Consider the following 26257-nt stretch of genomic DNA (forward strand, 5'->3'; position numbering starts at 1 on the left):
TATAAAAAGCGCTCAAATCGTTTACCTGATCTGAGCGCTTTTACAACAAGTTTAGTATTTGAATTACTTTAAAACCTTAAACTGAATTTCTGAATCTCCAAAAACAGTGTGTGTCTGCTTTTGAAAATCTTCCGCTTCTGCTTTATAGATATTAGGTACAAAAGTTTGTGGGTTGCGATCGATTAGCGGAAACCACGTACTCTGAATTTGAATTTGCATTTTATGTCCTTTTAAGAAGGTATGGTTTACCCCTTGTAAGGTCAGATCTACTTCGGTTTTTTGATTAGGTTCAAAAGCTTTAGGTTCACTAAAACTCTCACGGAAACGTCCACGCATTACTTCACTACGCACCATCATCTGGTAATTATCCATTTTTAGGTAGTCTTGAGTTTCAGGATAATCCTCTGCTCCTGCAGGATACACATCTACCAGTTTTACTACCCAATCTGCATCAGTACCTGTGGTAGCCACCTGAAGTTTAGCCAGTATTTCACCAGTGATCGTCATATCATCCTCTAAAACTTCGGTTTCATAAACTAAAACGTCTGGTCTGCGCGCTGCAAATCGCTGATCGTCGGTCATGTATTTTCTAGGAGTGAATACCATTTTAATATCTTCAGAATACGGAACCGGCTTAGATGGATCACTTACAAAAGCATTTTCAAAATCTGCCGAAGCGCTCTCAGTAAGTTTTTGATCTGCTCCTAAATAAAAACTTTTAGTTTCTGCTGCTTTTGGAGGCCATTGCGCGTAGCTATCCCACTCACGTGAACCGCTGTCATACATAGAAGCTTCAGGGAAATCAATCGCTACTTTACCGTCATTTTTCAGGAAATGGTTGAAAAATACCGTCTCGTAATTTTGCTGAAAATCTCTTGAAAGATTATCTCCAAAATATACATTCCCTATAGCTTGGCGCTCACTTGAACGCGCCCAATCTCCATGACTCCACGGCCCGTAAACCAAGATATTATAGTTATCACTGGTCTCCTCGATCTTTCTGTAGGTGTTGAAAGGTCCATAAAGATCTTCGGCGTCAAATAGTCCGCCTACAACCATTACGGCAGGCTTGATATCATTTAAATGCTGAATGATTCCGCGGCTTCTCCAGAATTCATCATAATTAGGATGGTCTTTAATTTGCTGCCAGAATACATTGTCTTCTTTGTAATACGCATCTAAATTGGTTAACGGACCTGCATCTAAGAAAAACTGATATTGATCTTGCGTAGGAAGATCAGGAAACGCATACCAAGGCTTGGTTACCGGTTCATCTTTCATATAGCCGAAAAGCGAAATCGCTCTCCAGTAGCTTTCTAGAAACGCTCCGTTATGATGGAAATCATCAAAGAAAAAATCTGAAATACACGCTTGTGGAGAGACTGCCTTGAGCGCAGGATGCTCACTCAGCAAAGAATACGTCGCATAAAAACCTGGATATGAAATTCCCCAAGTCCCTACATTTCCGTTGTTATTGTCTACATTCTTTACAAGCCAATCAATCGTATCGTAGGTATCGCTGGCTTCATCAACTTGTTTTCCTTTTTTATTCGGAATATACGCGCGCATATTGTCGTAAACGCCTTCACTATTCCAACGGCCACGCACATCTTGCTGTACAAAGATGTTACCTTCTTCAACCATAAACTTATTAGGTCCTATTCTGCCTTTATAGTTTTCTTCACCATACGGCGCACAGCTATAGGGCGTACGCATCATCAATATAGGATACTCTTGTGACTTGTCTTTTGGCGAATAAATAGTCGTATGCAAAAGCACGCCATCGCGCATTTTTATTTTGACTTCTTTCTTGTCGTAATGCTCGCGCACATATTCTTCGGTTTGTGCTTGTATGCAGCTCACGAAAAGCAAAAGCACCGCAAATACTAGATTTTTGACTTTTTTCATTTAGTAGTGTTTATTTAATCATTGAATTTAGAGATTCCATCTTCGAGCCAGGCTTCAAATTCATCTACATCTGGCGTGTAGCCCACAGGCGTGTTAAGTTCGTATTCATTATGGTTTAGCAACACATAATACGGCTGCGCATTGATCTGATATTTTTCAATCTGAAAATCGCTCCATTTATTTCCCACGGTTTGAATACGTTTGCCGGTAACTTCGCTTACATACTGTTCTGCTTCGGGCAGTTCTTCCTTTAGGTCTACAAATAACGAAATAAGGACCACATCGTTCTGTAATTTTCCAAGGATTTGCGGTTCGCCCCAAACGCGCTCTTCCATCTTGCGGCAATTAACACAGGCTTTTCCGGTAAAATCTATTAGTACCGGTTTATTTTCTGCTTTGGCATAGGCCATTCCTGCATCATAATCAGTAAACGTTACCAATTGATAAGGACCAAGTTCGGCTTCTTCTGGTAGTTCTCCTTCGGTTAAACCGGCAACACTTCCTTTAGAATATCCCACACCATAAGGCGATTCACTATAATTTAATGGTGGCGGAAATCCGCTGATCAATTTTAAGGGTGCACCCCACAAGCCGGGAATTAAGTATAAAGTGAATGATAACACAAAAAGCCCTAAAATCAAACTTCCGGAAGAAATATGCGTCAACGGACTGTCGTGCGACAATCTGATTTTCCCGAAAAGATAAAACGCCATAGCACCAAAAATAGCAATCCAAATCGCTAAGAATACTTCGCGCTCTAAAATATGTGCCTGCAAAACCAAATCAGCATTGGATAAAAATTTAAAAGCTAAGGCGAGCTCCAAAAAGCCCAAAACCACTTTTACTGAATTGAGCCAGCCTCCTGATTTGGGTAAAGAATTCATCAACCCGGGGAATAAGGCAAACAAAGCAAACGGGATCGCGATAGCTAATGAAAACCCAAGCATTCCTAAAATGGGCGCCAGACCACCTTCTGAAGCGGCTTGTACTAATAAGGTTCCTACAATGGGTCCGGTACAACTAAAACTTACAATGGCTAAAGCCAAGGCCATAAAAAAGATACCTATTATTCCGCCGCGATCTGCTTTGCGGTCTACGGCATTAGCCCAAGAATTGGGTAACATAATTTCAAAAGCACCAAAAAACGAAATTGCAAAAACTACGAGAAGTAAAAAGAATAATAAGTTGAACCAAACATTGGTTGATAAAGCGTTTAAGGCATCTGCGCCAAAAATCCCGGTAACCAATGATCCAAGCAATACGTAGATTACCACGATGAAAATTCCATATAAAATGGCATTTCTACGACCCACTGCCAGATTCTTGCTCTGTTTAGTAAAAAAGCTTACTGTCATAGGAATCATCGGGAATACACAAGGTGTGAGCAGCGCCAAAAATCCGCTGGCAAACGCAACGAAAAAGATCGTCCATAGATCTTGTTTTTCTTCTTTTTTTACAACCTCTTTAACCGGTTCAATCTGTTCAACTTCTTTTTGAATCTTACCATACGCCTGAAAATCATTGAAGTCTTTAAAAACCTTTCCGTTCTCTTTAACGAGGTCAAAAACTATGTATTTTTCTTCGTTGATACACACTTCTTTACACACCTGATATTTCAAGATCAGCTTGATATATTCAGTAGTTTCTTCAGCTATTATCTTTTGAGAAAGCTGCGCGGTTTCTGAGAAAAATGTTTCATCTACCTCAAAGATCTCACTGTAAGCTGTTGTGGTCTCACTTTCTACCGTGGGTCCTTCTAAGGAATAAGCTTTACCGGCTTCGAGGAACTCTAATTCTAAAGGTAAAGATCCGCCGGGATCTGTGAACTGCGAATACACATGCCATTCGGGCTCAATGCTCGCATTTAACAACAGGGTATATTCTGATTCACTTGTTTTATCTACTTGAGCCGTCCATTGGGCCGGATTTTGTGCTCCGGCTGAAGGTCCAAAAGCTTGTGCATTTCCTGTGAGCGAGATCAATAGCGTTACAAGAAGAAAGCCGTATTTAATCATAGTATGCGGTAATTTTTAAAAATTGAGAAGTATTAGGGGTTACTTTGTAGCGATCGTCAGTTCGTGCTCCAACGACCCAGATGATGTCTTGGTCGTTACACAGAAGCCAAACTGACTCTTTATCTAGAGTCGAATATTTTAAGTCTTTAAAGAATTTACTTAACTTCTTTTTGCCTTTTAAGCCAAATGGATGAAACCAATCGCCTTCCTCCCATTTTCTTAATTTAAGCGGAAAATCTAATTGGTCTTTATCAAAAATAGCTTCGGTTGCCGTTGTTTTTGAAAATTGATCTACAGCTTCTTTTTTGATCTTTAGATTGTCAAGAACAAGGTTTGCGTCTTGTTCATTCCATAAAACAACTTCATGTGTTTTTTTGTGTTCTGTAAGTAGTAACACCTCGCGATCTTTTATAAGACGGTGATTTTTTGCGGAAACATATTTACCGGGTTCGGCATCTAGTAAATCATAAATATCATCCCAAGCCGTAAATTCAAAATCCTTAAGTAATTGATACAAGACCGCCTTGGTATTTGGCGTCTGCTTCAGCTTCTGAATATTTAATTCGTAGCCTTTAAAAGACTGATTTACGATCTGAGAAAACAGCATTGCCGTGTAATCTTCAAGTAGCAAAGCAACTTCTTTTAAATGCTGTTGACTCTTTTGAAACTGTGTTAAAAATTGGGGTGCCGCTTCTTCTATTGCAGGGATAGCGTGATGTCGTAAATGATTGCGCAAATATTTATCTGAAGCATTGCTGCTATCTTCTCGCCACTTGATTTCATTGGCCTCTGCATACGCTAGAATCTCTTCTCTGCTGAACGGTAACAAGGGACGAATCAATTGCTCATTATGCGCTGTAATACCGGTGAGTCCATCTATTCCTGAACCTCGACTTAGGTTGATGAGAAAAGTCTCAAGATCATCTTTTGCGTGGTGTGCAGTAGCGACATACGATAACCCGTTTTTTTGACAAAGCTCCTCAAACCAATGATACCGCAATTCGCGCGCTGCCATTTGAATGGAAACCTTTTGATCCTTAGCATACGCTTCGGTATTGAAACTTTGAAGATGCAACTTAACTTGTAATGCTTCAGCCAGCTTTTCAACAAAAACCGCATCTGCATCGCTCTCGCTTCCGCGCAGCTTAAAATTGCAATGCGCCATCTCAAAATCAACATCACAAGCTTTTAATAAATAGGCCAAAACCACACTGTCTAATCCCCCGCTTATCGCTAACAAAACCGAAGTTTGTTTCAATGCATTAAACTGAGATTCTATATGCTGTTTAAACCTTTTGATCATAAAAACACGTGGTGTTCTCGCTATACGCTTTTAAAATTTCAAACCAAATCAGCGACGTTCACCAGCCATTAGTTTCGCATAAAAGTAAAATGTTTTACTAGTACGCATTTTCTAGGTGTTTGCGCTCTTGATTATCGAGTAAATATACAATTTAAGGCCTGTTTTGCAGCAAAGCTCAGCGCAAGTTTATTTAGTTTCTATTTAACATGGAATGGAAGCCGAAGCGGTTATTTGATACGCTTAAAATTGTATTTTTAATCCTGACGCTTTGTAACAAGAGTTACGAGCACATCAAAAGCTACGGTCTATATTTGCCGATAGTAAACCTCGAGGCAAGGCCGAAGGCACACGATGAAATTAGTTTTTAACATTGAACTACGTCTCAAGTCAGTATCGCTTAGGCTATGGTTCTAAAATTGAATATTTGAAGAAATTCTTCCCCATATTTGACTGGTTACCAAACTACAAGAAAAGTTATCTGTCTGGTGATATTTCAGCAGGAATAACCGTTGGAATTATGTTGATTCCGCAGGGAATGGCATACGCAATGATCGCCGGGTTGCCTCCTGTATTTGGGCTCTATGCAGCTCTTTTACCTCAAGTCATTTATGCTTTAATGGGTACTTCACGTCAAATCGCCATCGGTCCTGTGGCGATGGATTCCCTGATTATCGCTTCAGGATTGGGAGCGCTTTCGCTTAGCGGGATTGATGAATACATCGCGATGGCAATTTTTCTTGCATTATTTGTAGGGATCATTCAGATCCTGATGGGATTTTTAAAAATGGGTTTTCTCGTCAATTTTTTGTCTAAGCCGGTGATCAGTGGTTTTACTTCGGCAGCTGCATTGATTATTGGTATCACGCAACTTAAACATTTGCTAGGCATCAGCGTCACCAGCAACAGGACCTTGCCAATTATAAAGCAAACGTTGGAACAACTTGATCAGATCAATCCGGTTGCAGTGGTTGTTGGACTTACAGGAATTGGCATTATGCTCTTGATCAAACGTATTAATAGCCAGATTCCGGCCGCTATTGTGGTGGTGGTTTTTGGGATCACTCTGGCCTATTTTACCCCGCTAACAAATTATGGTTTGCTATTAGTGGGGAGAATTCCGCAAGGACTACCCGGCTTTGATATTCCCACAGTGCCTTGGGAAGATCTCGGTCAGCTTTTTACACTTGCCCTGGCGATGTCTCTTATTGCCTTTATGGAAGTTGTTTCCATTGGTAAAGCTTTAGAAGAAAAAGTCAAATCCAATACGATAAAGCCCAATCAAGAACTTATTGCATTAGGAACCGGGAATATAATCGGTTCGCTATTTCAATGTTATCCCACCACTGCGGGTTTTAGCCGGACCGCTGTAAACTTTCAAGCCGGTGCAAAAACAGGTGTTGCGGCATTCATAAGTGCCAGTCTTGTTGCACTCACATTACTTTTTCTCACACCGGTGTTTTACTATTTGCCTAATGCAATTCTGGCTTCGATCATTATGCTTGCGATCACCAGTCTGATCGATTTAAAATATCCAAAGGAGCTCTATAAAAACCAAAAGGATGAGTTTTTTCTATTAGTCACTACATTTATCATTACGCTATTTGTAGGTATTCAAGAGGGAATCATTCTTGGCGTTTTGTTCTCGCTGCTGCTAATGGTTTATCGAACTTCAAAACCACATATGGCTGTTTTGGGTCAAATTAAAGGCACTACTTATTTTAAGAATATCAACCGTTTTGCAACCGATATTATTGACCGAAAAGACATCCTTGTCGTGCGTTTTGATGCGCAGTTATTCTTCGGAAATAAAGATTATTTCTATAAGGAGTTGAAAAAACACATTAAAGCTAAAGGACCGGACCTCAAAACGATCATCATTAATGCCGAAGCGATCAATTACATTGACAGCAGTGCGATTTACATTTTAAAATTTGTGATCTTAGAACTGCGTCAAAAGGAAATCACGCTGATGATCGCCGCTGCCACAGGCCCTACACGAGATATCCTATTTAAAACCGGAGTAACCGAATTACTAGGTGCCGAAAACTTATTTGTTCGTGTTGTGGAAGCTGTTGAATTTATTGACGGCGTACATCCGCGTACCGAAATTGAAGATCGCGTCTCTCGACAAAAATTCTAACTAATTAAACTTATAGGTACCGGCCAGAATAGCAAACCGGTGCGGTTCATTTCCTTTTATTTCACCTTCGGTATAATTCCATTTTAGACCTATAGCATAGCGTTTCTGTGAAAAGAACACACCAACGTGTCCATTTAAAATACTGTGATTTACCAAGTTTTGCGGAACTACATTTTCGCCTTGCGCATTAGCATTTTCAACAGTCGCATTAAATGCTGAAAAATTCATATTAAAACCGGCTTCGATAAAAATTTCGGTTTCACCATTACCTAGCAAACTCTGTTGCCGTGCCACAGAACGCCCAATTGCATTAAACTGCCCAAATCTAAAATAAAGACCTTGCTCAAAAAAGGTAAATATATTTCCCGCGGAAATTCGGCTTAAACTGTACAGGTTGAGCCATTTTTCAGTAAAAATATCCTGAGCGTAATTCGCCCTCAAATTAAAACCAAACTGATTCGGAATCTGGTCTTCCCATTGATCAACAAAAATATCCTTAGAAAATTTTTGATGAATAAAATTCTGAATATCGCCAGCGTGAACAGCTGGTCCTAAAATTCCCAAGTCAACTTTTAACTGTAAAAACGCATTTTCAAATCCGTAGTTATTCGCATAATCTATATAGCCCCAACCGGCATAGGGCTGTCTGGTTTTTACAATTTGATAGGTACGCGCATAATCTGGAGTGTATGCTTGAATATGCGCCGCTATATAATTACTGAATGCCTTTTTATTCGGAAAAAGCTGAGTGATTAAGTTGGTTTGTTTGGGTCGCCAACCAAAACCTAAATGAATTCCGTATGTATAATGCCAATCTGTACGGGTGCCAAAAATCGTAAAATCATTATCGTGACCTGCCAGGACTTCGTATTTATAGGAGGTGTATTGCTGTGCATTAAGTAGAAAAGGAATTATAAGAAGCCACAGGGGAATACCGATTTTAACAATCTTCATTGGTCTAAACTAAACAGTTTTAAATTTAAACATAACCGCTTTCATAGGAATGTCAAGATTTGATTAAATTTAAAAAGCACAATTCCATTCTATAAAACTATGTCACAAGCAGCAGCTCTGGCGCAAAGACTACAGGAAGTGATTCTTGATGGTACCTGGATCGCCAACACAAATTTTAAAAAGGAATTGAATACGACCTCATTGGCGCAAGTTTCAATACCTATTAGATCGTACAATACTGTAGAGGTTCTTTCACAACATATTCATTATTATATCTCAGGTGTAAAGCAGGTTTTTCTTGGAGGTGAACTCAGCATCAGCGACCGATTTAGTTTTGATTTTGAGCCTTTACAAAATAATCAGGAATGGCACAATTTTCTAGCACTTTTCTGGAAAGATACCGAAGAACTGATCGCATTAATCCAACCGCTTAGCGATGCCCAACTAGACGCTATTTTTGTAAAAGAAGCATACGGAACTTATAAACGCAATATCGAGGCGCTTATTGAACACAGCTATTATCATCTGGGACAGATCGTACTGCTGCTAAAAACCGAAGCATCAACGTAATTTTAAAGCCTTAAAACCGACCTAACATACGTGGGAAAATATCTAAAGATCATACAGGATTCTTTTACGGGTTATTTTAATTACCTGATAGAAGAGATCACTAATCCCGGGTGGACCAACTATTTCTACTGGCTGCTTGGATTGTCTTTACTTGTTTTTGCTTTGGAGATCATTATTCCCTGGCGAAAAAAACAGCCTGTTTTTAGAAGGGGTTTTTGGCTTGATGCGTTTTATATGATCTTCAATTTTTTTCTCTTCTCTTTAATTGGTTATAACGCGCTTTCTAATGTAGGTGTTGAACTCTTCAATGACTTTTTAGGACTTTTTGGAATAGATAATCTGGTTGCGATCGAGGTTCAGGACTTTCCCGTGTGGGCGCAACTTTTAATCATGTTTATCATCGCTGATTTTATTCAGTGGAATGTACACCGAATGCTGCATCGTGTGCCGTGGTTGTGGAAATTTCATCAAGTGCACCACAGCGTAAAAGAGATGGGTTTTGCTGCTCAATTTCGGTTTCATTTTGTAGAAACTTTAGTTTATAAAAGCGCGCAGTATATTCCGCTGGCGATGATTGGTTTTGGGATCGAACAATTTTTTGTGGTGCATATGTTTTCGGTGTTCATCGGGCATTTAAACCACGCCAATCTCGATTGGAGTTACGGTCCGCTAGGTTATGTGTTGAATAATCCGCGTATGCACATTTGGCATCACGCTAAGGCACTTCCACCGGAGCATAAGTACGGAATGAATTTCGGTTTGAGTTTGAGCATTTGGGATTATCTTTTTGGTACCGCATACGTTCCTAAAAGCGGAAAAGATATAGAGATAGGTTTTGACGGCGATGAGCGCTTTCCACACGATTTTACGGGACAACTCACCTACCCTTTTAAAGAGCATTCTACCAAATAATTGCAGTTTTAGTATTCAAAAGCTATTGTATCAAAGGTTACACCCGGAAGCTGTTGCCTTTTTTATTTTTGAGTAAAATAATTGACCTATGATTGTTAAACAGTTTGAATACCAACCTTTAGCACATTTTTCTTATGCGATTTTAAGCGAAAACAAGATTGCTTTAGTAGACCCGGAACGTGATCCTGCGCAATACTATGCATTTGCAGAAGAGCACAATGCACAAATCGTAGCTGTTTTTGAAACACATCCACACGCCGATTTTATTTCTTCACACCTACAAATTCATAAAGAAACAGGCGCTACTATTTATGCTAGTAAATTATTAGGTGCAGACTATGCGCACGAGCATTTTGATGATGGTGACCTTGTTGAGATGGGTGAAATTCAATTTAAAGCTGTCAACACGCCCGGGCATTCTCCCGATAGTATCACGATAGTTGCTTCAAACGAAAATGAAACTGCTCTTTTTACAGGAGATACTTTATTTATAGGGGATATAGGTCGCCCTGATCTGCGAGAAAAAGCAGGAAAAATGAAAGCTAAACGCATAGACCTCGCAAAGTCTATGTATAAGACGATGACAAGTGCTTACAACGAATTTAGCGATGATGCGGTAGTTTATCCCGCGCACGGAGCAGGTTCGCTTTGCGGAAAAAACATGAGCAGCGATGGCAGCAGCACACTTGGTGAGCAACGTGCCACTAACTGGGCTTTTAAAGAACAATCTAAAGAAACTTTTGTAAATCATTTACTGGATTCTCAGCCGTTCATACCGCATTATTTTGGTTTTGATGTAGATATCAATAAAACCGGAGCGCAAAACTTAAATAGCAGTTTGGCTGATATACCGCTAAAGCTTTACGAAACGCGCTTAAATGGTGATGCATTAGTCATAGATACCCGTTTAGAAGAAGATTTTAAGAAGGGTCATAAGCGCAACAGTTTAAACATTATGGCGACCAAACCAGAGCATAAATTTGAAACTTGGCTAGGTGCTATTGTAAAACCTGAGGAAGAATTTTGCCTTGTTGCTAACAGCGCCGCACACGCTGAAACATTGCTGGATCGTGTAAGCAAAATAGGTTACGAGCATCAAGTTAAAATGGTCTATACACTTGGTGAACAGGATTGGCTAAAAATGAAAGATCTGGACCTTGAAGACTTCAAGAAAGCCCCAAAAGCATACACCATTGTTGACATTCGAAATCAAAGTGAAACGGAGGCCGGCAAATTCTTTGATCACGCCATCACGATTCCACTGAATGAATTGCGCGATCGTTACGAAGAGATTCCGGTAGATAGGCCTATCGTGGTGCACTGTGCCGGTGGTTATCGTAGCGCAGCAGGAAGTAGTATTTTGGCAATGCATATTGATGAAGTTACCGTCTATGATCTAGGAGATGCAGTAAAAGACTTTCAATAGAATTTAAATGAAAAAGGCATACAATATTTTATTGGTAACACTGCAAATCATAATAATGTGTGCCTTTTTCTTTCCAATGAGCCTCCTAAAATTTAGATTACCGGAAGCCTTTAACTACGGTGCTTACACGTTATTTGTTCTCGGAGTGTTGTGCGTTCTCATTGCCCTTTATCAATTACGACATCAATTATCTCCCTTTCCTAGTCCGCGCAAAAATTCAAAACTAATTAACTCCGGAATATTTAGATATAGTAGACACCCTATCTATTTTGGAATTTTACTTTCATATTTAAGTCTATCCATCCTGTTTGAAGATGTATACAAGCTCGTTTTGACAGCTGTTCTTTACCTCTTCTTCTGCTGGAAATCTACTTTTGAAGAAAACTTACTCATGGAACGCTTTCCCAAATACAAGATTTACAGAAAGAAAACCCCCAGGTTTTAAGTCCTTTTAATTTCAAAAAAAATGAAAGAACTTTAACAAGAAAACCTAGTGTTTTCAAGCTTTCAACCCAAGATTGGATTGTAAATTTATATCAGAATAAAAGCTCGAAAAGCTATTATAAATCCACCTCCAAGAACTCATAAAAATGGATGTAGAACTTCTCGCCCGAATACAATTTGCCTTTACAGTAGCTTTTCACTATATCTATCCGCCTTTGAGCATAGGAATAGGCCTTTTAATGGTGGTTTTTGAAAGTTTATATGTTAGAACAAAAAAGGAAGATTATCATATTCTCGCAAAATTTTGGACTAAAATCTTTGCGCTCACCTTTGGAATCGGTGTCGTTACCGGTATCGTAATGGAATTTGAATTTGGCACCAATTGGGCAACCTATTCACGCTATGTAGGAGATGTTTTTGGTAGTGCGCTCGCTGCCGAAGGTATTTTTGCCTTTGCTCTTGAAAGTGGTTTTCTTGGCGTTTTACTTTTTGGCTGGAACCGCGTAAAACCATGGGTTCACTTGGTTTCAACGATCGGCGTATTTCTAGGTTCTATGTTTTCTGCAATATGGATCGTAGTCGCAAACAGTTGGCAACAAACGCCGGCAGGATATCACATTGTTGGAGAAGGTATGCAAGCCCGTGCAGAGATCACTGATTTTTGGGCAATGGTTTTCAATCCGTCGAGTGTAGAGCGTATTTGGCACGTTTGGCTAGGTGCTTTCCTTGCGGGAGTATTCCTCATTCTAAGTGTGCACGCCTATTATATCTTAAGAGGACGTTACGTGAGCATTTCAAAAAAAGCATTCAAGATCACACTCGTAATCGCAACCATTACTTCGCTTGCACAGCTTGTAGCAGGGCACGCTTCGGCGGAAGTTGTAGCAGAACATCAACCGGCAAAATTAGCTGCACTAGAAGGACATTATGACGAAAGCGCTACGGCTGATATGTATTTGTTCGGTTGGGTAGATCAGGAGAAGCAAGAAGTGACTGGTTTAGCGATTCCCGGCGGACTTTCTTTTTTATTAGATCAGGATTTTGAAGCTCCAGTAACCGGTTTAAATGCTTTCCCCGCAGATGAGCGCCCTTCTCAGGTAAATGCTGTTTTTCAGTTTTATCACCTTATGGTTGCCATCGGTATGTTTTTGATCGCACTTACCTTATATGCATCGTTTTTACTGTGGAAAAAGAAATTATTTACTAAAAAATGGTTGCTGTGGGTTTTTGTATTTACTGCACTGCTTCCGCAGATCGCCAATCAAGTAGGCTGGTTTTCAGCAGAAATGGGAAGGCAACCTTGGGTTGTGTACGGTTTGTTGCGTACCAATGAAGCTTTTTCACAGGCAGTCACAGCAAATCAAGTATTATTTTCGCTCATTCTATTTTTTGCGGTGTACGCCCTACTCTTTTTACTTTTTGTATATCTGCTGAATAAAAAAATAAAACACGGACCTTATGAAGAGGCTAATGACGAGGATGACGATCGACCGTTAACTAAAGAGATCAGCGAAGTAGTAACAGGATAACAGAATAGTATGGAAACAATTTTAGGTATAGATTATCCCACCTGGTGGTTTTTAGTAATTGGTGGTTTATTCTCAGGCTATGCGATTTTAGATGGTTTTGATTTTGGCGCCGGGGCTTGGCATTTATTCTTTAAAAAGGAGTTGAATCGCCGTATCGCGCTTAATGCCGTTGGTCCTGTTTGGGATGGTAATGAAGTTTGGCTAGTGATTGGCGGCGGAGCCTTATTTGCTGGGTTCCCAGTGATGTATGCTACACTTTTTTCTTCATTGTATATCCCGTTTATGCTGTTTTTGATCTTTATTATTTTCAGAGCAATTTCCATTGAATTTAGAGGAAAAGAAGAAATGCTTTGGTGGCGAAGACTTTGGGATGTGAGTTACAGCATTTCAAGTATTATGCTTGCATTTTTGTTAGGCGTTGTTTTAGGAAATGTGCTGCAAGGTTTTGCTATAGGTGAAAATTATCAATACACAGGATCAGGCTTTTTTGAATTTTTGAATCCGTACGCGATAATGACCGGTGTTACGACACTCGCCCTATTTATGGCGCACGGAGCGATTTATCTTTTACTTAAAACCGAAGGAGCAATGTTTGATCAACTTACAAATCTGCTGCAAAAAGGAATGATCTTTTTTATGGTAAGCTTTGCGATCACTACGCTTTATACGCTGCTTTATATTCCGCATCTATCTGATGATTTTAAAAGTGCGCCTATTCTATTTGCCGTGCCTGTGCTCACCTTTTTGAGTATTGCTAACGTACCGCGTTTGGCGAGTAAAAAGAATTATAAACTGGCATTTTTCTTTTCGTCACTCACCATAAGTTTATTACTGGTTTTGGTTGCCGTAGAGTTGTATCCCAACCTGCTTTTTTCAACGGTTGATCCTAAATACAGTCTGGATGTTTATGAAGCTGCATCTTCTGAGCGCTCTCTGGGAATTATGCTCTTATTTGTAGCTATTGGAGGCCCCTTAGTTTTGGGCTACACTTTTTTCGTTTATCGAACTTTCAGAGGAAAAGTCAAACTAGACGATCACAGTTACTAAACGCATCTGAATAAGAATTAAGCGGATTTTATAGCATAAAAAAAGCCCCTGTTAACGGGGCTCTTTGCTGCTCAAGGTATAAAACACACTTACAATTAACCTTTAAACAGTGTCTTGTTAATTTTTGGTTTCGAGTACTAGGGTAACTACCGCTTTTTTGGGAATCTCAAATCCGTTTTTGGTTTGTATTGGCGTCAATTCAAGATTTGCATCTGCTGAAGTTACATAACTTTTTGCGTCATACGATTCGGTATAGTTGGCTAGTGTAATTGCTTTATTTGTATTGCTATCGTTTACAAAAACAAGAACGGTTTTATCTTTTTCCGGACTTCTAAATGCGGAATACAAAAAGTTCTCATCCAGCGTATTTGCTTCAAGATCTTCAATGCGAATACGTGTATATCCCGGGCGAATGAATCTGCTATAATTACCAAGCGCCCATAGCATTTTACTCTCTAGAACCGCACCGTCATTTTTATTTTTATCAATGTAAATCAAGCCATCTTTATAATCATATGGGGAAATAGCCGTCCACCAATGCCAGGCACTTGCGTTAGCCACAACAATATCGGTATTGATTACTTTGGCCATATACAGCGCCGAAGTCATCCCAAGATCCCTGCCGTTACCTTCAATCTCGCCCGCATTATCGCCAAGAATACAATATTCACTCATCCAAAAATGAAGATCAGGAATTTTGTTTACTGCATTAAAAAGGGTTGTACGCTGTTTAACCAGACTTTCAAAAGGTGAAGTCGTAAAATAACTATGCGCAGAAACAGACCTGCTCAGGTACTCAAGATCGCCTACATATTCGCTAGAATTTTCATCAAAAAAGGTTTGGATCACATCTGCTCTACCTGCTTTGTTTCCGTTTTCAAAAAGGTAATTGAGTTGCGCCGTTTCTGGAATATCAATCAAGGTATGTTGTAGCTTACGCGATTTCAATTCTTGATTGAGTGCCACAACCAAATCTTTAATCTGATCGTTCCAAAAAGGAGTGCCCTCCTGACCACCATCCGCCCAATCCCATTGCGGTTCATTTACCGGACTGATGTAATCAACCTCAAGTCCCATAGTATCAAATCCTTCGGTCACATCTGCCAGGTATTTAGCAAAGGCTTGGGTGTTAGTTGCCGCGAGATTACTTTCTTTTTTATTGCTGGTATATGCTTTTCCGTTATTGGTGAATTCAACCGGCGGACTGTTAGAAAAAAGAAGTAACTGCTCAACACCACGCTCTTTTGCCGCTTTAGCAAACCAAACTTGTCCGCTTTGCTTGCTCCAATCGTAAGTTCCTTCTTGAGTAAGAAAACTTTCGGCTCTGCGCCATTCATCGCGAATCCCACTAGACTTTCCTTGCTCTGCGCTTCCGGCTCCTAAATTCAATCTCCATAAGCTAAGACCTATTCCTTTAGGATTTCCCTCTTGATCCATTTGCGTACTGAATAAGAGATCAGCTATTTGCTCGCGTTTATGTATAGGCCAATTTTTTCCAACAAATTGTACAGACCACGCATCTGAAGCACCAAAATTGTCAATCCTTTGAAAAGTTGCTTCGGGATTCAGATGAAGCTGAACTGTTTCTTCAACAGATCCTGTAGCTTGATCATTCTTTTTAAGCTTAAAACTTGCAAAGGCAATAATTCCGCCTAGCGCGAACACACAAAGTACTATTTTAACAAATTTAAGCTTCAAAACAGGTTTTTAAATTTTAATATCCATTCGGTATTCAAAAGTGATTTTAACTACTACTTTTGTTGCATACAATTTTCACTATTTCGATTGAGTAAGATGCGGTATAAATTGGTTGAAAGTGCGGTGCTAATTGTTCAACATAGATAAACACTGGGATGAGGCATCCCTTTTTTTTACTTTGTTTAAAGTTTACACACACAAATATGATTTTTGCATGAGAGCAGTTTTACTAAGTGTTCTGATTTATTTAGGTTTTCAACTTTCTGTATGCGCGCAAAAGGACGCTTTAGAATATAGTGATCTGTATTTCTATCAAATAAACTCCAGCGATGGTCTGTCTAATAATGTCATCAATGATATCACTCAAGATTCTTTAGGCTTTTTATGGATCGCAACCTATGACGGTTTAAATAGATATGACGGGACGCAGTTTCTAAAATTCCGAAAGAATATTGCAGATGAAAAAACCGGAGTCTCTAATAATTACATTCAAGAATTACAGCTTTTAGATAACAACAGGTTGCTTATTGCAACCGATGCAGGTCTTAATATCTACGACTTGACCACAGAAACTTTTAAAGTGCTTACCACCACCGAAGGTTTATTGAACAATAGCGTGAGTGCTTTGACATTAAATGACAAACAGCAACCTATCATTGGCACCTATCGCGGAGGAATTCAATACCTGTCTTCTCTAGCATTTGAAACCATAGGTTTGAGTAAAGACGGTGAAGCCTTATCTTCTAACGAAATTTCGTCAATCGCAGCACAAGGTGACTCTATATTGTGGGTAGGAACTTACGATAAAGGACTCAACAAAATCACCCGTAAGCAAGGAATATACACATCTGAAGTTGTCGATATTCCACAATTAAAAAACGCTACCGTTTATCAAGTATATATTGATAGAGCACAAAATCTCTGGGGCGCGACCAATAAGGGTCTAGTCGTGATCACTCCTACTGGAGACTATAAATTTTTAAATAAAGGAAACACATTAACCACAGGTTTGAGTGATAGTGATATCTTGTCTATCGTTGATGATCAACACGGAAATCTTTTTGTAGGAACACGGTATGGCGGTTTGAATATTTTAAATAAGCGATCATTGTTAACTGAAAATATTCCTCTGGATATCCAGTGGTATCAGCCAACTAATGACGGGGCTAGTGTTTTTGACAGATCTGTTACCAGTCTTTTTATCGACAAAGATCAAGGCTTGTGGATAGGTACTCCTACCGGATTAAACTACACGAATTTAAAGGGTGAATTTGCCAAAACCATAAGTGAGAATGGCAGCTACCCCTATACGATTAGTGACGATCGCGTGAGTGCTATCGCTGTAAAATCTAATACGCAAGTCTGGGTAGGTACAGATGGCGAAGGTCTGGATCTGTATGATCTCAACACGGGAAAGCTTAAAACCTTTAGTTCGTCGAGTACTTCTGCTAATCCACTTTCCGGAAATAGTATTCTCGCGTTGTTGCCAGATGGTGATGAGCATATTTGGGTAGGTACTTATCAAAAAGGATTAAATTATCTCAATCATAAAACCGGTGAGTCGACGTATTTTCTTCAAGGAAGCCAGCAAGACGGTAACGATGTGCGAACCTTATTCAAAAGTAAAGATGGTACCCTTTGGGTTGGAACCAATCGCGGCGGACTTTTTAAATATGACGATTCTCTAGAAGACTTCACCTATGTTTCTGATCTAGAAAAGCTAGACATTCGGGATATTGAAGAACAGGACGGGTATTTATGGTTGGCGACTTTTGGTTCAGGACTCATCAGGTATAATCCATCAGACGGAAGCGCTATTTATTACAACAGCGATAATATCAAGAACCTAAACACCAATATTTTTTTCACCTTAGAAATTGTAGACGATTCAACCATTCTTTTAGGAACGCGTTATAACGGTCTTAAAATCTTTGATCCCAAAAATGAAACAGTTAAAAGCTACAGTGAAAATGATGGCTTGAGTAACAATACCATAAACAGCTTGTTGCTTCAGCAGGATCAATTTGTATGGATTGGTACCTACACCGGTATTGACCGTTTTGATCTGAAGAACAATGTGTTCAAAAACTTTACAGCGCTACGTAATGTACAAAATGAAGGTGTTGGCCCTATAGCTTCTACAACTGACGGAAAAGTTTTTGTGGGTGGATTAAAAGGTCTTCAAGTTATTGATGTAAGCGAACTTGAACGCTTAGAAGGTGATCAAAACATTGTCTTTAAACAGCTCAATGTACTGAACAAAGTAATTACTCCCGAAGAAAATTCGGTTTTACAAAAAACAATTACTTACCAAGATGCGTTAGAATTTGACTATTTTCAGAACGCCTTTTCTGTACATTTTACCGCATTAAAATACCCATTGGGGAATACGCTTTCTTATTCGTATAAACTTGAAAACTACAACGACTTCTGGATAGACACACAAGAGGGAATTGCCAACTTTACAGGAGTTCCTCCCGGTGATTATATCCTCAACGTAAAAACCGAATCAAGCTCTGGTAAAGAAATACTCAAAACGCTGGCAATAACCATACATCCTCCATTTTGGAAAACACCCCTAGCCTACATTATCTATATTTTAGCACTTGTGCTTATCATTTATCTGATCTCGCGCTATTTTTCTGAACGTTTAAAACTCAAAAACAGATTAATTCTAGAGCAGCAGCAGCGGCAATTAGAGCACGAACTCAACGAAGAACGTTTGCGTTTTTTTACCGCTTTTTCGCACGAATTAAAAACACCGCTCACATTGATTCTTGCTCCGCTTGATAATTTGATTACAGATGCTAACAATCGCAGCCTCAAAAAACAATTGAATATCATTAACCGAAACGCAAAAAAATTATCTGCTGCGATCAACAAATTGTTAGAGTTTAGAAAGTCTGAAGAAGGCTTGAGCAGACTTAATTTGAGCGATCATAATCTTTCGGCGAATCTTAAGAAATGGGTTAAAAACTATGCTCCTCTGGCGATTGATAAAAACATCACAATCCGCACGTTTATTGAAGAGTCTGAACAACGTTATCTTTTTGATATCGAAAAACTCAAGGTCATTATAAACAATTTGCTGTCTAACGCTATAAAATATTGTGATGATGACGGTACCATTGAAGTGCATTTATACATCAATAAGTATACGCTAGATATTTCTGTAAGTGATAATGGTGCAGGGATCGCCCCGCAAGAACTAGAAGAAATTTTTAGCTGGTACTACCGTTCTGAAACGGCAATTCAAAAAAGCGGAACCGGCATTGGTCTCGCGCTTTCCAAACGCTTTGCTGAATTGCATAACGGAAGTCTAAAAGTAACCAGTACACCCCACGTAAAAACAACCTTTATGGTTGAAATTCCGAAGTTAATTCCTGAATCGGAAACTATTTCTACGGCAACACCAAAAGAGGAAACTTCAGTAGAGACCAAAGATTTACACTTAGCTACGGAGATTGTAAATGCCGAAAAAGATAATACCAAGTCTATTGCTTCCGCTGAAAACAGGGCTTTAGTTATGGTGATCGATGACAATCCCGATATTCTTAATTTTTTAGATGAAATTTTAAAAGGAAATTATGATCTCGTCTTTGCGAATAATGGTGAAGAAGGTATCAAAAAGGCGCAAAAATTTGTTCCTGACCTTATTATTTCAGATATCATGATGCCCAAAAAGACCGGGATCGATCTTTGCCGTACGTTGAAAAATGATCTTGCGACAAGTCATATTCCTATTATTCTACTTACGGCAAAAGGCAATTTGGAAAGCTTAAAGACGGGGTATGAAGAAGGCGCTGATGATTACATCTCTAAACCTTTTCAGCCTCAATTATTAAAAACAAGGATCTCAAACCTTTTACGCAATCGCGAGGCAGTTCAGCGCTTTTTGCAAACCAAAGAAACGAAGCAGCAGCCAGAAGAAAGCAATTCCCCCGCACTGAACAAGGAAAAAGAATTTTTAGCAAAACTAGATGCGATCATTCACGCGAATATTGGTAGTGAAAACGAGAATGTTTTTGATATCGCCAAAGAGCTTGGAATGAGCCGCACCTCACTTTACCGAAAATTGAAATCAATTACCGGTTACAGTATCAATGAATATACGCGTAATTTAAAACTGGAAAAAGCCGCTGACTTGATCGAGAATCAAGAATACTCTGTTTCTCAAGCGGCTTATGAAGTTGGTTTTAACAGCCCAAAATATTTTAGAAAGATCTTTAAAGAAATGTATGGCAAATTGCCCTCTGAGTTTAAATCTTAGTTGTTTTCTGAAAAGTGATGCAAACTGGCTGAATCATTATTACGAGTAACCAAAAGTTTCTTTGCTCCCGAGGCAAAATGCAGTGTATTAAGGTCGCGAATATCACCTCGCAAATTTAATTGTGCAGTTTCTTCAAGTGAAAACCACTTTCCATTTTTAAACTGTAGTAAGCTACCAAAGGAAGCATCCATCTGTCCTAAGCTTATTTTAAACGGAAAGAAATTACCCGCTGCCAAGACTTCCTTTATACCATCATTATTAAAGTCTTCTATAATAAAATCTTGCACTACTGAAGTTTGTGCTGCTTTGGGTAATGGCTGCAAATCAAATGAACCCTTACCGGTATTTACTAACACCGAAGAACGCAATTCATTAATATCAAGAACAAATCGGGGTTTGATTTGTGCCACTTCGAGTAATTCTTCTGTAGTGGTTTTAGCATAATCTTCGTAGTACGGAAAGTGCTTTTTCAGTCCGGGAGCTTGAGCTAGAAGTTCGTCACGACCGGCTAATGGATAATTCTTATGCTGAATATAATACGATAAGATAGGATCAATACGACCATTATTATCAATATCCTGAATATAATAGCGCATTGGTTCTTCTACCGAAGCTTTCAATTGCGAATTGAGCCCCATATTTCCCAATAAATAATCTGTGTCTCCATCATTATCAAAATCAAAAGGAACAATGCAAGTCCACCAACCTGTGCTGTTATTTAGGTTGTAATCATCACTTCTCGACAGATTTCCATTAGTATTGAGAAGGATCGTAACCGGCATCCACTCTCCTACAACGATGAGGTCTGGTAAACCATCTTTATTAAAATCATCCCAAACGGCATCAGTAACCATCCCTAGGTTTTCTATATCATAATTGCGTTTTTCTAGAAAGACAACCCTTTGCTTATTACTCGTATTTTCAAGCAACATACTTTTAGGATTCATAGGATAATTCTTTCCGCTTATTCTACCACCTACAAATAGGTCCAGATCTCCATCATTATCAAAATCCGCAGCTTTTACGGTTCCTCCGCTAAAACGCATATTGGGTAAGGCATCTTTCGCTTCAGAAAATTTTGCATCGCCATCATTAAGATACAACCGATCTTGATAGAAATCATTTCCATTAAATTCTTCATTTCCTCCGCTCACCACATATAAGTCTAAGTCACCGTCTCCATCAGCGTCAAAGAACAAGGATGCTAAATCTTCTTGTGTTATTGCTTGAGGATCAAGCCAGGGTTGATTGTTATTAAAAATCTCCACCGTACCATCAGATTTCCCTAGATATAATACTGCCGGTTGATCTTTTGCTGCTTCAAAATAGATATCGTCGTTACCATCGTTATTGAGATCTGCAACACTCGCATTACCGCCCAGCATGGAGGCTCTATAGAGAATTAAATTCTCACTATTAAAGTCTTGGTACGCATTTTCTTGATGGGTATAGCTTAGCTTAGACGCCACAGTTAAATCTTTCAAAATGGTATTCGCTTCTTCTGAAACTGAATCAACATTTGCACGTGCATCCTTCTCCTCAATGACTAGTCTTTGATCTACTTTTACATTTTGAAACGTTGAAATTTTTCCACCGGGCCATGTGATTTTAAGTTCCTCAATGAACTGATTATCTCCTAAACCAATGGTCAACACCGGTTCTACCGAAGCTTGATATCCTCTGCCGTAATAGGCCTCTTGAAAAATGCTTGTGCTATCATTCAATTGAAGCAAAATTTTTGCACCTAGAGCCTTAGTGTTTTTGGAAGCACCTTTAAGCTCGATCTTCAAATAATGATGTTTGCGTTTTTCAGCGGTATTCTCATATAAATCTATCGGTGCGTTAAGGTTATTCACGATCAAATCGAGATCTCCATCATTATCAAAATCGGCATAAGCAGCGGCATTAGAAACTGTTTTCTTCTCAAAACCCCAAGCTGCTGTTTTATTTTCAAAATGCGCTTCACCCTTATTTTGATAGATATAATTTGATACTTGAGTAGAAGACATTTTACTCACCAAAAGTCCAATATCAACGTTAGTGTGATTTTGCTGTGCCTCACTGATCGCCTCATTTACGGTATAGTTTGTAAAATCGAGATTACTAAAATCTCTCAAATAACCATTAGTAATAAAAATATCTTTAAGACCGTCATTATCAAAATCAGCTAGTAAGGGTGCCCAACTCCAATCGGTATTAGAAATGCCTGAGAGTTGTGCCTGCTCGCTAAAAATCAAACTTGAATCTGCCGCAACACTTCGATTTAATTGAAGCGTATTGCGCATATATTGATGATGATAACCGCTATCAACAAGCGTGCGTTCTCTATTAAATTGATCAGGGCCTTTGAGCACTTTTTGACGGTAATTATCTTCGGGCAACATGTCAACTACAAATACATCAGGCTTTTGATCATTGTTTAAATCGGCAATATCAGAACCCATCGAAAATTTTGATAAATGCCCAAATGCTGACTTTGAAACTTCTTTAAAGCTTCCATCTTGGTTATTAATATAACAAAAATCCTGCTCTACATAATCATTGGTCACATAGATATCAGGATAGCCGTCATTGTTTAAATCGCTTATTGAAGCGCTGAGTCCGAAATTTATTCCAGTTCCCTTGATACCCGATTTTTCTGAAACCTCAACAAATGAGTTTCCTCTATTTTCAAAGAGTTTATTTCCGTAATAAGGATGTCTGATATTTCTCAGCGTTTTGACATTTAATAGCGTGTTATAAAATTTATTGGCGTGATTGAGTAGAAACATATCTAAGTCTCCATCTAAATCATAGTCTAAAAAATAAGCTTGCGTGCTAAAGGTTCCGGGTGCATCTAAACCATACTCTTTCGCCATTTCCTTAAAAACCGGAATACCTTCTGCGTTATTTCCATTATTGATAAATAAAGCGTTAGACCTTCCTTTGTATTCCTTTATAATAGGCTCTGTATGACCTTCCCCTTCTGCATTTCCGGAGTAGGATAAATAAATATCCATCAATCCGTCACCATTTACATCAGCTGCGGTAACGCCTGTTTTCCAGCCTTCTTTTTCATTAAGTTTAGCTGAATTTGTTACTTCTTTAAATTGCCACTCGCCAAGATTGAGAAACAGTTTATTCTTGACTTGATTTCCTGAAAGATATACATCGGCGTAACCATCGCTATTAAAGTCTGCAACCGCAATGCCGCCACCGTTATAGAAATATTCGTAGGTCATCACATTTTGCTCATCGGTCTCTGTGAGTGTATTTTCAAAATTCAGACCTGCCTTTTGAACATCAATTTCAGTAAAAAGCTTTTTTTCATCACAAGAAAACAGAAGAAAGCAAGTGCAAATAATTCCAAAAAAGAAATTATACCGTATCATGACCAGAGTAATTTTATATCTATATACTTTTGATTTTTATGGTGCTAGAAAGCTTATTCTTATTGCTTACTTTAAGCTGATTTTTTTCTTGAATAATTGTTCGAATAAAATAACTTGTTTACGACTACAAGATTATAAAATAATAGCTGCGTCATTCAGTAGTATTAAAATTAAATACCACAGAGTAAAAAAAAAGGCATCTAGGATGCCTCTTTTAAACTTGATTTATTTATTCGGCTACTATGATATCCCAAGATCTGATATTACAAAATCTTCCGGGAGTTTCACCCCATTGTGTTGTGATTTGACCAATGGTTATGGTCGCATCTTCTTCAAGAGTAAATTCTAATCTGTATGTATATTCACTACCAAGAGCGGAATTTATTCTTTTATAAGCAAGGACATTCTCAGCTGTTTCAATATCAGCTACGTCAGGTAAACTTTCACCTTTAGCAACTACAAAATAAGCCCCTCCTTCATCAGATAGTGCGTGATTTGTATCTCTTATCAAAACGTTTAAAATATATGATGCTGCTTGAACACCGCCTATATTTTGATAAATTTTACCATTAGTAATGGCAGGAGCACCCCATCCCGATTCTATATTGAAAATATTGCCATTCCACTCATCCCAGCCTCCGTGGCCGTTATGAATTTTAATAGGATCTGTAGTTGTCCAATCTTCTAAAATCCCCCATCTACCAGCTGTTGATACTGCCTTAAATGGAATTGCAGCATTAAGAATAACCGGTTTAGAAATAGGCGTAAAAGATATGTACTCAGTATAGAAAGTGTCAATTGCCGTTTCTTCTGGAATAAATACCGTACGGTACTTATAGGTAGACTGAGGTTTATAATCTAAAATTGATTTGAAGTCCTCTTCAATAGCCACAAATGTTGTCACTTGGTTATCAGACGTATTGGTGTAAATAATCTCTGTGCCGATGACTCCTGTTGTCAAATCCATCGATGCATATTCTATAGATAAACTATCCTCAATCAAATTATTTGCTACAACAGGGCGATTAAATAAAGTGTTCTGATAACGCTCGCCATAAACAACACCTGTAATATTTGAAGCCAGCGATTTATTACCTTGATCATCATAGGTACGCAACTCAAAATTATAGATATTTTCTTCTATTCCATCAATTATCACTTCAAGAGTATCAATACCCTCTGATCGAGTAACAGGTACTGCAACAGAGTCTCTTTTATCATTCCAGAATACTCTAAATTGTGTGATTTTAGGGTCTGCATTTATAATACCCTGTATCATTATTCTATTGTTACCAGAAAAGGTTTTCAACGAATCAATCTTCTCTGTATAACTAATTTCTCCACCTGCTGTAAACTCTTTGTAGTCGTCATATTCTTCGCTCGTACACGACCAATATAATGAGAGTATGCCAGCAAATGCAAACAGTATATATTTATAAATATTCTTCATTTTTCTGATTTTAAAAGTTAGAATTACCATAAACCTGTAGTTCTGAGATTCCCATAGAGTATGTTCCTGCCCAATTATCTATCATATGTATTCTTATGTATCTCACAGGCTCTGCATTTGGGTCAATATCCCAACTAAATCCACTATTAGCAGCTTCAAAATCTTCACTAGTACTTTGTCCATAAGGCAAGCCAGAAGGTTTGACTTGTTCATAAGAACCTAATAAAGTCCATTTATCTAAATCTCCCGTTGGTTCAAGCTCTGCAGAACCATAAATTTCAAATTCTTTCATACACACGTTATAGTAGTATTCTCTACCTCCATTGTAATATTCAGGGTAATCCCAGATTACAATACGACTTAGCTTTGTTAATTTTCCAATATCAAAACTTGTAATATGTGTGTCTTCTAGAAAGTTACCTTGTGTTAAATAACAACGTGGCCAATTAAGTATATCATTATCCCACATCCCACTTTTAGGGGTCGAATTGTGACCTGGTGCATCGTTAGGTAATCGTAAATCTCCATAATTTGATTTTGGGATGGCTTCTTCAAAAAGAGGTGTTATCGTCCTTTCTAAAGTATCTGTATAGTTAAGCCAGCGATCACGAATAGTAAATGCAAAATCTTTAGCAATAGTATCTAAACCACGTATTCTGCTTTTAATATCATTTGTAGAAGTATAGATACTGTTAGGACTCGCTACATAGTCACCATCTTCATTTTTATTTAGTACCAAAATAGCTAAGTCCATTCTCTCCGGGTTTTCAGCATTGATGTAAATTCCACCGAAAGCTTCTCCTACATCCAAGCTATTATAAACATCAAAAATGGGAGAAGGTAGTGGATTTACGGTTATACTCACTGGATCTGACTCTACCTCACTACGATTTACAGCTACCACATCAACATTTATATCATCATTTCCGGTGAAACCTTCTAACAGCATAGCGTTTGAGTAATATGAAGATTTAACTTCCATCTCTCGACCTGTTGGTAAAGTATAATTCGCTTTTATATAGAGTAAATCTTGATCTTTTGGTAAAGTGTATGTAAGACGCGCTTTACCTGGTAAATTTTCTACCTTAATATTACTTACTTGCTGTGGAGCTATACTGTTAGACTCCAAGGGTATTTGTTCTACTTCTTCAGAACAACTACATAGAAGCGTCAGCACGAAGGCAAAAGCTATCTGTTTTAAAATAATCGTTTTCATATTG

At 38.6% G+C, this 26257-nt stretch carries 16 protein-coding genes; 8 read left to right on the forward strand and 8 right to left on the reverse strand.

What is annotated here, in order from left to right:
• Positions 1-63: 63 nt before the first annotated feature.
• The 3 genes from HCN54_RS07160 to tilS are packed head-to-tail and all read right to left on the reverse strand — an operon-like array spanning position 64 to position 5226.
• The gene (locus HCN54_RS07160; RefSeq protein WP_167597155.1) at positions 64-1908 is read right to left on the reverse strand and encodes a CocE/NonD family hydrolase; all 1845 of its coding nucleotides are present in this window, start codon (positions 1906-1908) and stop codon (positions 64-66) included.
• Between the two features lie 14 nt (positions 1909-1922).
• Positions 1923-3923: a protein-disulfide reductase DsbD family protein gene (locus HCN54_RS07165; protein WP_167597156.1), complete on the reverse strand. Its 2001-nt coding sequence runs from the start codon at positions 3921-3923 to the stop codon at positions 1923-1925.
• Entirely contained in the window at positions 3916-5226 is a 1311-nt protein-coding gene (gene tilS, locus HCN54_RS07170) for a tRNA lysidine(34) synthetase TilS (RefSeq protein WP_167597157.1), read from the reverse strand. The genes HCN54_RS07165 and tilS overlap by 8 nt, the downstream gene beginning before the upstream one ends.
• A 424-nt stretch (positions 5227-5650) precedes the next feature.
• Between tilS and HCN54_RS07175 the strand changes: the two genes are divergently transcribed.
• Positions 5651-7366, forward strand: a complete 1716-nt coding sequence (locus tag HCN54_RS07175) for a SulP family inorganic anion transporter (protein WP_167597158.1) — start codon at positions 5651-5653, stop codon at positions 7364-7366.
• Here HCN54_RS07175 and HCN54_RS07180 read toward each other — a convergent pair whose 3' ends face one another.
• Positions 7367-8320 carry a lipid A-modifier LpxR family protein gene (locus HCN54_RS07180; protein WP_167597159.1) on the reverse strand — a complete coding sequence of 318 codons (954 nt, stop codon included), beginning with the start codon at positions 8318-8320 and terminating at the stop codon, positions 7367-7369.
• Between the two features lie 99 nt (positions 8321-8419).
• On the opposite strand from HCN54_RS07180, the gene HCN54_RS07185 reads away from it, so the two are divergent.
• From HCN54_RS07185 to cydB, 6 genes are all read left to right on the forward strand, one after another.
• Positions 8420-8890 (forward strand): DUF1572 domain-containing protein, encoded by a 471-nt coding sequence (locus HCN54_RS07185; protein ID WP_167597160.1) that lies wholly within the window; start codon positions 8420-8422, stop codon positions 8888-8890.
• Between the two features lie 30 nt (positions 8891-8920).
• Positions 8921-9802, forward strand: coding sequence for a sterol desaturase family protein (locus HCN54_RS07190; RefSeq protein ID WP_167597161.1), 882 nt, complete (start codon positions 8921-8923; stop codon positions 9800-9802).
• Positions 9803-9890: 88 nt separating this feature from the next.
• Positions 9891-11228: an MBL fold metallo-hydrolase gene (locus tag HCN54_RS07195; protein WP_167597162.1), complete on the forward strand. Its 1338-nt coding sequence runs from the start codon at positions 9891-9893 to the stop codon at positions 11226-11228.
• 7 nt (positions 11229-11235) lie between these two features.
• Positions 11236-11673, forward strand: coding sequence for a methyltransferase family protein (locus HCN54_RS17615; RefSeq protein ID WP_167597163.1), 438 nt, complete (start codon positions 11236-11238; stop codon positions 11671-11673).
• A 145-nt stretch (positions 11674-11818) separates the two neighbouring features.
• Positions 11819-13201, forward strand: coding sequence for a cytochrome ubiquinol oxidase subunit I (locus tag HCN54_RS07205; RefSeq protein WP_167597164.1), 1383 nt, complete (start codon positions 11819-11821; stop codon positions 13199-13201).
• A gap of 9 nt (positions 13202-13210) precedes the next feature.
• Positions 13211-14248: a cytochrome d ubiquinol oxidase subunit II gene (cydB, locus tag HCN54_RS07210; RefSeq protein ID WP_072981868.1), complete on the forward strand. Its 1038-nt coding sequence runs from the start codon at positions 13211-13213 to the stop codon at positions 14246-14248.
• A 117-nt stretch (positions 14249-14365) separates the two neighbouring features.
• On the opposite strand, the gene HCN54_RS07215 is transcribed toward cydB, so the two are convergent.
• Positions 14366-15946 carry a glycoside hydrolase gene (locus tag HCN54_RS07215; protein ID WP_240924956.1) on the reverse strand — a complete coding sequence of 527 codons (1581 nt, stop codon included), beginning with the start codon at positions 15944-15946 and terminating at the stop codon, positions 14366-14368.
• Between the two features lie 214 nt (positions 15947-16160).
• Between HCN54_RS07215 and HCN54_RS07220 the strand changes: the two genes are divergently transcribed.
• Positions 16161-20216 carry a hybrid sensor histidine kinase/response regulator transcription factor gene (locus HCN54_RS07220; RefSeq protein ID WP_167597165.1) on the forward strand — a complete coding sequence of 1352 codons (4056 nt, stop codon included), beginning with the start codon at positions 16161-16163 and terminating at the stop codon, positions 20214-20216.
• Here the strand turns inward: HCN54_RS07220 and HCN54_RS07225 are convergent.
• From HCN54_RS07225 to HCN54_RS07235, 3 genes are all read right to left on the reverse strand, one after another.
• Positions 20213-23587 (reverse strand): VCBS repeat-containing protein, encoded by a 3375-nt coding sequence (locus HCN54_RS07225; protein WP_167597166.1) that lies wholly within the window; start codon positions 23585-23587, stop codon positions 20213-20215. The two genes, HCN54_RS07220 and HCN54_RS07225, sit on opposite strands and share 4 nt — an antisense overlap.
• Positions 23588-23816: 229 nt before the next feature.
• Positions 23817-25067 carry a DUF4998 domain-containing protein gene (locus HCN54_RS07230; protein WP_317172010.1) on the reverse strand — a complete coding sequence of 417 codons (1251 nt, stop codon included), beginning with the start codon at positions 25065-25067 and terminating at the stop codon, positions 23817-23819.
• Positions 25048-26253 (reverse strand): DUF4959 domain-containing protein, encoded by a 1206-nt coding sequence (locus HCN54_RS07235; RefSeq protein ID WP_167597168.1) that lies wholly within the window; start codon positions 26251-26253, stop codon positions 25048-25050. Before HCN54_RS07235 ends, HCN54_RS07230 begins: the two co-directional genes overlap by 20 nt.
• Positions 26254-26257: the final 4 nt, after the last annotated feature.

This window comes from Leeuwenhoekiella sp. ZYFB001 (genome assembly GCF_011784865.1).
Classification (GTDB): Bacteria; Bacteroidota; Bacteroidia; order Flavobacteriales; family Flavobacteriaceae; genus Leeuwenhoekiella; species Leeuwenhoekiella palythoae.

Coding starts and splice junctions, on each gene's coding strand:
- HCN54_RS07160 (WP_167597155.1), bottom strand. CDS start 1,908: ATGAAAAAAGTCAAAAATCTAGTATTTGCGGTGCTTTTGCTTTTCGTG.
- HCN54_RS07165 (WP_167597156.1), bottom strand. CDS start 3,923: ATGATTAAATACGGCTTTCTTCTTGTAACGCTATTGATCTCGCTCACA.
- tilS (WP_167597157.1), bottom strand. CDS start 5,226: ATGATCAAAAGGTTTAAACAGCATATAGAATCTCAGTTTAATGCATTG.
- HCN54_RS07180 (WP_167597159.1), bottom strand. CDS start 8,320: ATGAAGATTGTTAAAATCGGTATTCCCCTGTGGCTTCTTATAATTCCT.
- HCN54_RS07185 (WP_167597160.1), top strand. CDS start 8,420: ATGTCACAAGCAGCAGCTCTGGCGCAAAGACTACAGGAAGTGATTCTT.
- HCN54_RS07195 (WP_167597162.1), top strand. CDS start 9,891: ATGATTGTTAAACAGTTTGAATACCAACCTTTAGCACATTTTTCTTAT.
- HCN54_RS17615 (WP_167597163.1), top strand. CDS start 11,236: ATGAAAAAGGCATACAATATTTTATTGGTAACACTGCAAATCATAATA.
- HCN54_RS07205 (WP_167597164.1), top strand. CDS start 11,819: ATGGATGTAGAACTTCTCGCCCGAATACAATTTGCCTTTACAGTAGCT.
- cydB (WP_072981868.1), top strand. CDS start 13,211: ATGGAAACAATTTTAGGTATAGATTATCCCACCTGGTGGTTTTTAGTA.
- HCN54_RS07220 (WP_167597165.1), top strand. CDS start 16,161: ATGAGAGCAGTTTTACTAAGTGTTCTGATTTATTTAGGTTTTCAACTT.
- HCN54_RS07225 (WP_167597166.1), bottom strand. CDS start 23,587: ATGATACGGTATAATTTCTTTTTTGGAATTATTTGCACTTGCTTTCTT.
- HCN54_RS07230 (WP_317172010.1), bottom strand. CDS start 25,067: ATGGTAATTCTAACTTTTAAAATCAGAAAAATGAAGAATATTTATAAA.
- HCN54_RS07235 (WP_167597168.1), bottom strand. CDS start 26,253: ATGAAAACGATTATTTTAAAACAGATAGCTTTTGCCTTCGTGCTGACG.